Source organism: Halomonas sp. HMF6819, assembly GCF_044335525.1.
Lineage (GTDB): Bacteria > Pseudomonadota > Gammaproteobacteria > Pseudomonadales > Halomonadaceae > Vreelandella.
On the sequence record NZ_JBIQVY010000008.1, the window covers coordinates 88,824 to 95,346 of the forward strand.

General features: G+C 63.4%; 6 protein-coding genes. 3 read left to right on the top strand and 3 right to left on the bottom strand.

Annotated elements, in window-relative coordinates; genetic code table 11:
* The first annotated feature begins 54 nt into the window (after positions 1 to 54).
* From ACGLWX_RS17375 to ACGLWX_RS17385, 3 genes are all read left to right on the top strand, one after another.
* The gene (locus ACGLWX_RS17375) at positions 55 to 804 is read left to right on the top strand and encodes an SIR2 family NAD-dependent protein deacylase (RefSeq protein ID WP_396241608.1); all 750 of its coding nucleotides are present in this window, start codon (positions 55 to 57) and stop codon (positions 802 to 804) included.
* A gap of 95 nt (positions 805 to 899) precedes the next feature.
* A complete protein-coding gene (locus ACGLWX_RS17380; RefSeq protein WP_396241610.1) occupies positions 900 to 1,958 on the top strand; it encodes an isopenicillin N synthase family dioxygenase in 1,059 nt (352 codons plus the stop codon).
* A 120-nt stretch (positions 1,959 to 2,078) separates the two neighbouring features.
* The gene (locus ACGLWX_RS17385) at positions 2,079 to 2,819 is read left to right on the top strand and encodes a tRNA-uridine aminocarboxypropyltransferase (RefSeq protein ID WP_396241612.1); all 741 of its coding nucleotides are present in this window, start codon (positions 2,079 to 2,081) and stop codon (positions 2,817 to 2,819) included.
* Between the two features lie 16 nt (positions 2,820 to 2,835).
* Here ACGLWX_RS17385 and ACGLWX_RS17390 read toward each other — a convergent pair whose 3' ends face one another.
* From ACGLWX_RS17390 to ACGLWX_RS17400, 3 genes are read right to left on the bottom strand one after another with little or no spacing between them, the layout of a single operon-like run.
* Entirely contained in the window at positions 2,836 to 3,741 is a 906-nt protein-coding gene (locus ACGLWX_RS17390) for a DMT family transporter (RefSeq protein ID WP_396241614.1), read from the bottom strand.
* Positions 3,738 to 4,988: a TraB/GumN family protein gene (locus tag ACGLWX_RS17395; protein ID WP_396241616.1), complete on the bottom strand. Its 1,251-nt coding sequence runs from the start codon at positions 4,986 to 4,988 to the stop codon at positions 3,738 to 3,740. The genes ACGLWX_RS17390 and ACGLWX_RS17395 overlap by 4 nt, the downstream gene beginning before the upstream one ends.
* A gap of 37 nt (positions 4,989 to 5,025) precedes the next feature.
* Positions 5,026 to 6,474: a TrkH family potassium uptake protein gene (locus ACGLWX_RS17400; protein WP_396241618.1), complete on the bottom strand. Its 1,449-nt coding sequence runs from the start codon at positions 6,472 to 6,474 to the stop codon at positions 5,026 to 5,028.
* Between the last annotated feature and the right edge of the window lie 49 nt (positions 6,475 to 6,523).

Below are 6,523 nucleotides of genomic sequence, written 5' to 3' on the forward strand. Positions count from 1 at the left end.
TACACCGCGCGCACCACGGGCTAAAACGGGGCGTGATCTGACGAGGAGAGCGTTATGTGGATAGACGAACCCGCTGACGGCCGCCACCAGGACGCGGGGACGCTGCCGCACCTGGTGGTCTTTACCGGCTCCGGCATCAGCGTCGAAAGCGGCATCAAGACCTTTCGCGCCAGCGACGGCCTCTGGGAGGAGCACTCGGTCGAGCAGGTGGCTACGTTCGATGGCTTTCGCGCCGACCCCGAGCGCGTGCTCACCTTCTACAACCAGCGCCGAGCGCAGATTTGCCGGGCCCAACCCAACGCGGCACACAAGGCGCTGGCCGCGCTCGAGCAGGACTGCTTTAACGTCTCGATCATCACCCAGAACATCGACGATCTGCACGAGCGGGCGGGCTCGCGCAGCGTGCTCCACCTTCACGGCGAAATTTTGAAAGCGCGCTCCAGCGTCGATGCGAGCCTTCGCTACCCGGTGTCCGGCGATATCGCCCTCGGCGACGTCTGCGACAAGGGTAGCCAGCTGCGCCCGGACGTGGTCTGGTTCGGCGAGTCGGTGCCGCTGTTCGAACAGGCCTGCGCGCTTGCAAGCCAGGCGGACTTCTTTCTGGTGGTGGGTACCTCACTCGCGGTGATGCCCGCCGCCTCGCTTTTGTCCTATATCGGAGTCGACACACCCTGCGCGCTGATCGACCCGGACGCCGATGCGCTTAGCCCACCCGGGGTGCGGGCGATCAACACCACCGCCGGGGAAGGGGTGCCGGCGCTGGTCGAGCGCTGGCGCCGCCAGAAAAATTTCGAGCCTGGCTGAGTCGTTGTTGCCACCGTCATACTGAATGACCGGTATTCGTGGCAAAATGGGATCGGGTTGATGGCGATTGGTTAAAGGAAACGAGGAATAAATGCATGAGGGATGACACCATGGACGTCGAGGTGCTGGATCACCCCGACGCCGAGCGCGCGCGCTTCACTTTGGCGCCGTCCTTGACGACGCGAACGCTGGCGCCGGCACAGATTCCCGTCATCGACCTTGGCCCACTGCTCGATCGAAGCGACCCGATGGGTGTTGCCAACGCCATTGGCGAGGCGTGTGAGCGAACCGGCTTTTTCTATGTTCGCGGGCACGGGATCGACCCCAGGCTCATCGAGCAGGCGTTCGCCATGGCCGCCGGTTTCTTTGCGCGCCCTTTCGCGGAAAAAGACGCCCTCAATATCGTCGGCTCGGGGCTCTCCTTGCGCGGCTACACGCCACTGTTTGGTGAGAACGTCGACCCTGGCAAAAGTCGCGACTTGAAAGAGAGCTTCGATCTGGGACTCGATGAGGCCGAGGTCTCGCCATTTTTTGGTCCCAACCGGATGCCGACCAGGCCCGAGGCGTTTCAGGCGGTGTTCGAGCGCTACTACGCCGAGATGCTGGCGCTTGGGCATCGTCTGATGGGCGCCATTGCACTGAGTCTCGGGCTAGCGGAAGATTACTTTGCTCCGCGCCAGAGGCGGCCGGTGGCGATTCAGCGGCTGCTGCACTACCCCTGCCAGGCCGGCACGATCGAAGAAGAAGAGATCGGTATCGGTGCCCATACCGACTACGGGCTGTTGACCATTCTGGCGCAGGACGCCGTGGGCGGTCTGCAGATTCGCCACCGCGATGGGGGTTGGATCAGCGCGCCGCCCATCGAGGGCGCCTTCGTGATCAATATCGGCGATATCGTGCAGACCCTCACCAATGCTCGCTACGTGTCGACGCTGCATCGGGTGGTCAATACCAGCGGCCGGCAGCGATACTCGCTGCCGTTCTTCTTCGATCTCGACTACGATGCCGTGGTCGAGGTGCTGCCGAGCTGTACCAGTGAAAGCGCCCCGCCGCGCTACGCCCCTTACTCTAGCGGCGCGCACAAGTTTTCCCGTTACGCCGCAAGCTATGCCCATCTGCGTGACGTCCAGAGCGTGTGCCCCCCGTCAGAGTAAGCTCGATAGGCTGGCGCCGACAGTAAAACGTCGAGCCGCGTGAGCGGTTGATGCCAGCGGATTCGTCACGCGAGCGGCGCTGCTTTATACTCGGCGCCCTTTGATCGAATGGGTGCGCCGATGTCCGCTTTTGATACGTCCTCTGAACCGGATTCGCTTGCCGAGCGTGCGCCGCGGCGCGAATTCAAAGCGCGCGGCAGCTTCGTGATTCGCTGTGAAGGGTGCAACCTACCCAAACTCAACTGCCTCTGCCCTTACAAGGTGGGCGTGGAGAGCCACGCCCAGGTATGGCTTTTGACCCACTCGCTCGAGCACTTGAAACCCACCAACACCGGGCGGCTGATCGGGGACGTGCTGAGTGAAACTCGCGTCTTCACCTGGGCGCGCACCGCGCTCGACCCCGAGCTCGAAGCACTATTGCAGGATGCGCGCTACGCGCCGTTTCTAATCTTTCCCGACGACCAGCCGGACTACGCCGAGCGCGTGGTGGGCATCGATGCGGTACACGCGGCGAAGGCGAACGACCGGGTTCCGGTCTACGTGATTCTCGACGGCACTTGGCGCCAGGCGCGGCGCATGTTTCGCAAAAGCCCGTATCTGGATGGCCTGCCGGTGCTGCCGCTTCACACCGAGCGTGCAACCCGCTACCGCCTTAGAAAGCCTGCCTCGAAAGCGCACCTGTGCACGGCCGAAGTTGCCACCGAGCTTCTGCGTCAGGGCGGCGATGAAGAGGCGGCAAATGTGCTCGACGACTACTTCGACGTGTTCAACGAAAGCTACGCGGCGAGCCGTTTCTATCGCAAAATCGACGCGCCCACCCCGGCAATGGAGCGGCTATTGGCCAAACGGGCGGGCGTTTAAAGGGCCTGGGCTGGTGTCAGGCGCTGGCCTGAGCCGGCAGCCAGCGGCGCAGCACCTTGCGTACCCAGTACCAGCGGTTGATCAGAAGCGCCAAAAAGATCAGAGCGCAGCCCGACAGCTGTAGCGGGGTCATGGTTTCACCAAACCACCAGGCGGCGATCAGCGCGGTCCACACCGCTTCGAGCATCAGGATGACCGAGGCATGGCTCGGCGTCGTCATGCCTTGCGCCTTGATCTGCAGGAAGTAGCGAAGCGAGCTTGCCAGCACCACGCTTGCCAGAAACCAGCCCAGAATCGGCGTGCTCAGCGCCATGGGCTGGCGCTCGAAAGCAAACGACACGAGCGTCAGCACCGCGCCCACCGCCAGAAGCTGTAGCGTGGTCAGCGGAAGTGCCGCGACGTTGCGCACCACCCGCGTATTGACGTTGATCAGAAGCGCAAAGCAGAGCGCGGCGCACACCATCAAAAGCTGGCTGGGCTCGATACGAAAGCCCGCGTTGAGCGACAAAAGCCCAAAGCCCGCCAGCGCCACGGGCAGGGCGATCCAGGTCGTGCGTGGGGGCGTATCGCCAAACAGTATGCCGAGCACCGGCACCATCAGAATTCCCAGACTCGTAATGAAGGCGCTTTCGCCCAGGTGCGAGGAGACGCTGAGTCCCATAATCCAGAAACCGGTCGCCAGGCTGAACAGCAGCCCGACGAACAGGCTTCGCCGCACCCGGCGAGCGGGCAAGCGCGAAAGCGAAGGCCAGGCAAAGCCCAGAAGGATCAGCCCGGCCAGCAGAAAGCGACTGCCGATGAACAAAAGCGGCGGCATGCCGGCAAGCGCTTCTCTAGAAAAGATCCAGCCGCCGGCGGCCATCAGCGTCACCAGCAAGAGCAGGGCATCCGCCTGCCAGGGCGCACGCTCGATTCGGTTCACGCCGCGCTTCCAAACAGCGCCCCGGCGATTCTAAAGCCTGCCACCCAGGTACCCACCGCCGAGCCGAGCGTGGCCAGAATGAACACCAGCAACGTGCGCGAGACGCGGTTTTTCCACCAGCCGCTGAGTTGGGTGACATCGTGTCTGAGCGAGGAGAAGTCGCGAACCTTGGGCTTTCGCATGTAAAGCTCGACGCCGGCGGCCACGAACCCGGCGCCGATGGTCGGGTTGAGCGAGGTCAGCGGGGCGGCGAAGAAGGTGGAGATGACCGTCACTGGGTGGGCCAGCGCCACGATCGTCGCGCCGCCGGACAGGATGCCGTTGATCAAGAACCACTCCAGCACCAGCTGCCAGCCAAGCTCGGTGTTGCGCGAAAAACCGATCGCAAAGCCGGTGATGACCAGCGCGGTGATCAGCCAGGGCAGCGCCTTCCAGAGCTTTGACGGCGGCGGCGTATGTTCGAGCGCCTCGCGCTCGGTGGTCGGGTTCTCCGGCAGCGGCGCCTCGAGATGCTCGGCGGTGCCTTTCAGGTGTCCGGCGCCGAGTACCACCAGCACGTTTTTATAACGCCCGGGCGGGGCTTGCTCGGCAAGGCGCAGCGCCATGTAGCGGTCGCGTTCGCGAATGAGCGGCGTGTAAAGGCTCTCCGACTCACTGGCGAACTCGCTGAAGGTCGCCTCCAGCATGTCGCCCTCCTTGAGCTTTTCGATCTCCTCCTTCGAGACGTCTTGGCGCGACATGACGCTGCCGATCAGCCCTGTGAACAGCGACATGCGCTGCCACCAGGGCACGTTGCGATATATGCGCTTGAGCGTCACGCCGACGTCGCGGTCGATCATCAAAAGCGGCAGGGCGTGGGTCTGGCTTGCCTCCACTGCAGCGCGCATCTCGGCGCCGGGCTGAATGCCGGACTGCTCGGCGATGCGCTGCTGAAACGCACCGAGGGCCAGGCTCGCCGCCACCATGCCCGCCTTGCCTTGCTTGAAGACCTGAAAAAGATCCTGCTCGCCCATGGCGTCCGGGTTGGTCATGCTGTGGTGGCGGGCGTCGCAAAGCTCGATGGCCACGGCGTCGAAGGCGCCGCTGTCGAGGAGTCGCGTCACGTCATCGGCGCTTTGGGCCGACACGTGGGCGGTGCCCAGGAGCGTATAGCGGGTGCCTTCGATCTCGATGGCCTTGAGCGGGCCGCTGGTCGCGGGCAGCGTCTCGAACTCGCGGCCCATAGGGGTGGGAGCGTCGTGCGTCATGGGTGTCTCGCTAACAAAAGGTGGCCCCCGGGCGGCGCTAGCGGCGCCAGAATGCGGGGGTGAATAGAACCAGTACGGTAAAGATTTCCAGGCGGCCCAGCAGCATCGCCACGACCAGAATCCACTTGGCGAGATTGGGCATGTCGCCGTAGTGTTCGCTGGCCTCGCCCAGCGCCGGGCCCAGATTGTTGAGCGCCGAGCCCACGGTGGACCAGGCGGTGATTTGATCCACCCCGGTGGCCATCACACCGACCAGCATCAAAAAGAACAGCATCACGTAGGCGGAGAAAAAGCCCCACACGGCCTGGGCGATGCTGTCCGGCACGCTGACCTTGCCGACCTTCACCGCGATCACCGCGTTGGGGTGGATCAGGCGCATGACTTCGCGCATGCCCTGTTTCAAAATCAGGATGATGCGGATTACCTTCATGCCGCCGGCGGTAGAGCCGGAGCAGCCGCCGATGAAGGCGGCGACGAACAGCATGAACGGCAGCGCACCTGGCCAGGCGGAGAAATCCGCGACCGCAAAGCCCGCGGTGGTCGCCACCGATACCACCTCGAACAGCGCGTGGCGCAGGCTGTGCAGGGTGTCGTAGGTGTCGGTGAACCAGAGCGTGAAGGCGGCGATGAGCACCAGCCCCGCCAGAAACAGCATTAGAAAGCGCGCTTCCGGGTCCTCGAAGTAGTGCAGCAGGCGCTTTTCACGCCAGGCGATGAAGTGCAGGCTGAAGCTGAACGCCGAGATCAGCATGAAGGCCACGCAGATCAGCTCGATGGCCGGGCTATTGAAGTAGCCGATGCTGGCATCGTGGGTAGAGAAGCCGCCGATCGCGACGGTCGAAAAACTGTGGCCGAGGGCGTCGAACCAGCTCATGCCCGCCAGCATATAGGCCACCAAACACGCCATGGTCAGCGTGGCGTAGATGTACCAGAGCGCCTTGGCAGTTTCGGTAATGCGCGGGGTGAGCTTGGAGTCCTTGAGCGGCCCGGGGATTTCGGTGCGGTAAAGCGCCATGCCGCCAACGCCCAAGGTCGGCAAAATCGCCACCGCCAGTACCACGATCCCCATGCCGCCGAGCCACTGCAGCTGCTGGCGATAGTAGCGAATCGATTCCGGTAGAAAGTCGATGCCGGTGATCACCGTGGCGCCCGTGGTGGTTAGCCCGGAGAACGACTCGAACACCGCATCGGTGAAGTGCAGCGCATCGGGGCCGAAGAGCATCAGTGGAATCGAGCCGAAAAACGCCAGCACCGTCCAGAACATCGCCGCGATGATGAAGCCGTCGCGAATGCGCAGCTCCTTGCGCGCGCGCCGGTTGGGCAGATACAGCAGCACGCCGGTGATCACGGTGATGGCGATGCCGCTGGCGAAGGCGTACCAGACACCGTCGCGAAACCAGAGCGATATCAGCATCGGGGGCAGCATGGTGAGGCTGAACAGCATCAAGAGCAGCCCTAGAATGCGTAAAATGACCCTCAGACTCATGGAATCCCGCGGCTCCTGGCCAATGTTGTTAATAACATGGGGCGCTTAA